Below are 3,105 nucleotides of genomic sequence, written 5' to 3'. Positions count from 1 at the left end.
ATAGCCTAATAAATTAGAGTTCGATAGAACTCTTTACTTAGGAATCCCCCTCTTCTAAACGAAGTGAAAGTGGGGGGTAGTTCAAGGACAATTGGTACGATAATATCAATTGTTTCATTGGGCGTTGCAGTTATAAAGTTGCTTTAAAAAACAGCCAGGAATTAATAACAAAGAGTGAAATCGAAGAAAAACGTTATCAGATAAACATAGATTTATCGTATTGTTTGAAACGGAATAAAAGCATAAAAAATGTAAGGATATTTATTGATGAGAATTTTTTTAATTCTTGAATAGCCACTTTACTCGGTGATGATTCCTGAGCTTCTAAGGTGAAGGCCTCGTTTAATTTTTCTAGAATATGCATTAATAATCAGTCCTTAATCTCTCTCCATTTTGAAATTATGGATGAAAAGGGGGAGGATTGTAAATATGGAAATGAAAAAACGAAGCCTATGTATATGTGAAATGATTTTTATAACCGTCTCCTTTTAGGGGACGGTTTCTTTTATCAATGAATATACTATATTAAGAAATTTAAGAGGTGATAATAATTGGATTATTTAATTGAATTAAATCAGTGGGGCATAAAAGAAGGATTACCTACTAAACCCTATGTAGATGCAGATTATATACAAGCTGATAAGAATATCCAGGGGATAAACAATGCGCTACAATATGCAGCATCTAATAATTACTCTGAAGTTATTCTTCCAAAAGGCAATTACGCTCTATGTTATCCACGTGAGATTGTTATGGTTTCCAATTTAGATTTTAATTTAAATGGATCGACATTAAAAGTTATATACGATTCTAATAAAAAATCGCCATTTGACAATAGAACAACTACTGATTATTACAACTTCAAAGGGAATAGTATCGTATTTAGTAAAGTCACCAATTCTAATTTATTTGGTGGAACTATAATTGGGTGTAGGGACGACAGAAGTTTCTCTAATCCTTTAGAAGTAGCAGTGGAGAATACGTATGGTATTCTCTTTCAAAAAAGTTCAAATTATTGTTCTGTGAAAAATTGTAAGGTTCGCGATTATATGGGCGATAATATTTCATTTAGCTCAAACTCGATATTTGACTATGGAGAATTTGATCAAGGTCTTACTTTGAGTGCCTTAGATTACAACACTGGACAACCTATTACCTCTACGAATACACTCACAACAAAGATGTTAAATATACCTCAAGATTTAACACCAAAGATTACTTCCTTTCTTATAGCTGGAGCAGGATACGCTAGAACAACAAATTTAAATAGTAAAGACTTGGATATCTTCTTTTACGATAATAACAACAATTTCATAGGGGTTATGAAGAAAAGAAGAATCTATACAGATATTTCAATCCCAGTTAACGCAATGAAATTTAGGCTTCAATTTTATAATGAAAACAATGTAAATAAGAATCTGCAATATACAATTATGTTTGGTGGTATCCCTCACCATAACACTGTTGAAAAATGCGAGGTTTTTAATGGGCATAGGGGTGGTATAACTTTAGGGGGGAATTACAACGAAGTTATAAATAATAAAATCCGCGATAATGGAAAAGGATTGGTTAGGTTTTTGGATGGAAAACCTATTTTCAACAATCCAACTCGTTATTCAATAAACATGGAAGATTCATACGGAGCAAGCTGTACCATAAAAGATAACGAAATTTACGGCAGTTATCACGGTATTTTAGTTGGTTGCTATGATGTCTTAATAGAACATAATCACATTTACAATATAGATTACCTAGCGATTAATCTTTATTCTTTAATGCATGCAACTATTAAGGATAATTTCTTATACAACTGTCAAAATAACATTGGACTCATGACTTCTAATTTTAGTACGGCGTTTGTGAATATTATAGACAATAGTTTCACAGGTGGTAATATGAATTTAACTAATGATTCGTATAGGGTTTCTTTATCTAACAATCAATACGTAAACCCTGATTTCGTTGCATTGGGAGATAATTGCACATTTGATAATAATTATATTGTTTTTACAGAAAATTCGACTACCACACCATGGATAAAAGCAAACAAAATAAGCAAATGTACCTTTAAATCGGTTTTAACACAAAGAGAGATGACGTTTAAAGTTAAAGAATATGATAGCTGTAGATTCGAAAATTTACGAGTCAGATCAGAAAATCCTAATACTCAAACTGTAGACGTTTGTGAGTTCACAAGGTCAGAACTTCTTAATTGCGAGTTGAGAAATCATTTGTTTAGTGGGAGTCCAATGAATATTAGAGTTGCTAAATCAAAACTTATAGATACAACTTGCGAAGTTGGTATTACAAATGTGGATAATCAAGTACCATACACTACACTGGAAGACTGTGCTATCTCGATTAATACGAAAAATAATTTATTCTTATCTGATACTAATCGTCCATATACAACTTATGTAGTAGAGAAATGCAAAGTTACTATTAATAATCCAGCATTCGCTTCTCTCTTAGCTTCAGGAGCAGCAGCGGGAGTAAACGAGTTAATTTTAAAAGACAATGGATTTGTTTATACAGGAACAGCACCATTGAATTTAAAATATTACACAAATAAAAATCATATTCGTAACTTCATCAATTCGAATAACACCTTTACAAATATCAATTTACCTGCTGTGAATTAAAGCTGGCTCTTTCGAGTCAGCCCGTTTTTATTCTACATCCACCAATTCATTAAGTTTAAATTCTGTATTCAATCCAAATGAAAGTTCTGGTGCAAAGACTTCAAGGTAATTACAAGTAATCTCTAAAACTTGGACATACTGATACTATTACTCTAAAAGGGTGTGATCGGTATGGAAAAGAAAAATTGGTTCAAATGGAAGCACTATTAGCCTGATATTATCTTATTAATGGTAAGATGGTACCTACGGTATAACCTAAGTTTTCGTGATTTGGTGGAAATGATGGAGGAACGTGGTTTATCCATTTCTCATAAAACGATTATGCGTTGGGTTCATCAGTATGGTCCTGAATTGGACAAACGAATCCGACGTTACCTCAAACAAATAAATGACTCTTGGAGAGTCGATGAAACATATATCAAAGTAAAAGGTCAATGGATGTACCTGTATCGTGCTGTTGATT

At 32.4% G+C, this 3,105-nt stretch carries 2 protein-coding genes; both read left to right on the top strand.

Annotated features, from left to right (window positions below):
- Positions 1–551: 551 nt before the first annotated feature.
- Positions 552–2,642, top strand: coding sequence for a right-handed parallel beta-helix repeat-containing protein (locus JDS80_RS30465; protein ID WP_199640791.1), 2,091 nt, complete (start codon positions 552–554; stop codon positions 2,640–2,642).
- A 228-nt stretch (positions 2,643–2,870) separates the two neighbouring features.
- Positions 2,871–3,105, top strand: a 235-nt coding sequence (locus JDS80_RS30460; protein ID WP_199640790.1) for an IS6 family transposase, incomplete at its 3' end; no start/stop codon positions are given.

This window comes from Bacillus cereus group sp. N8 (assembly GCF_016483685.1).
Classification (GTDB): domain Bacteria; phylum Bacillota; class Bacilli; order Bacillales; family Bacillaceae_G; genus Bacillus_A; species Bacillus_A proteolyticus.
The sequence above is the reverse complement of the archived record's forward strand: the minus strand, read 5'-3'. Positions and strand labels throughout refer to the sequence as shown.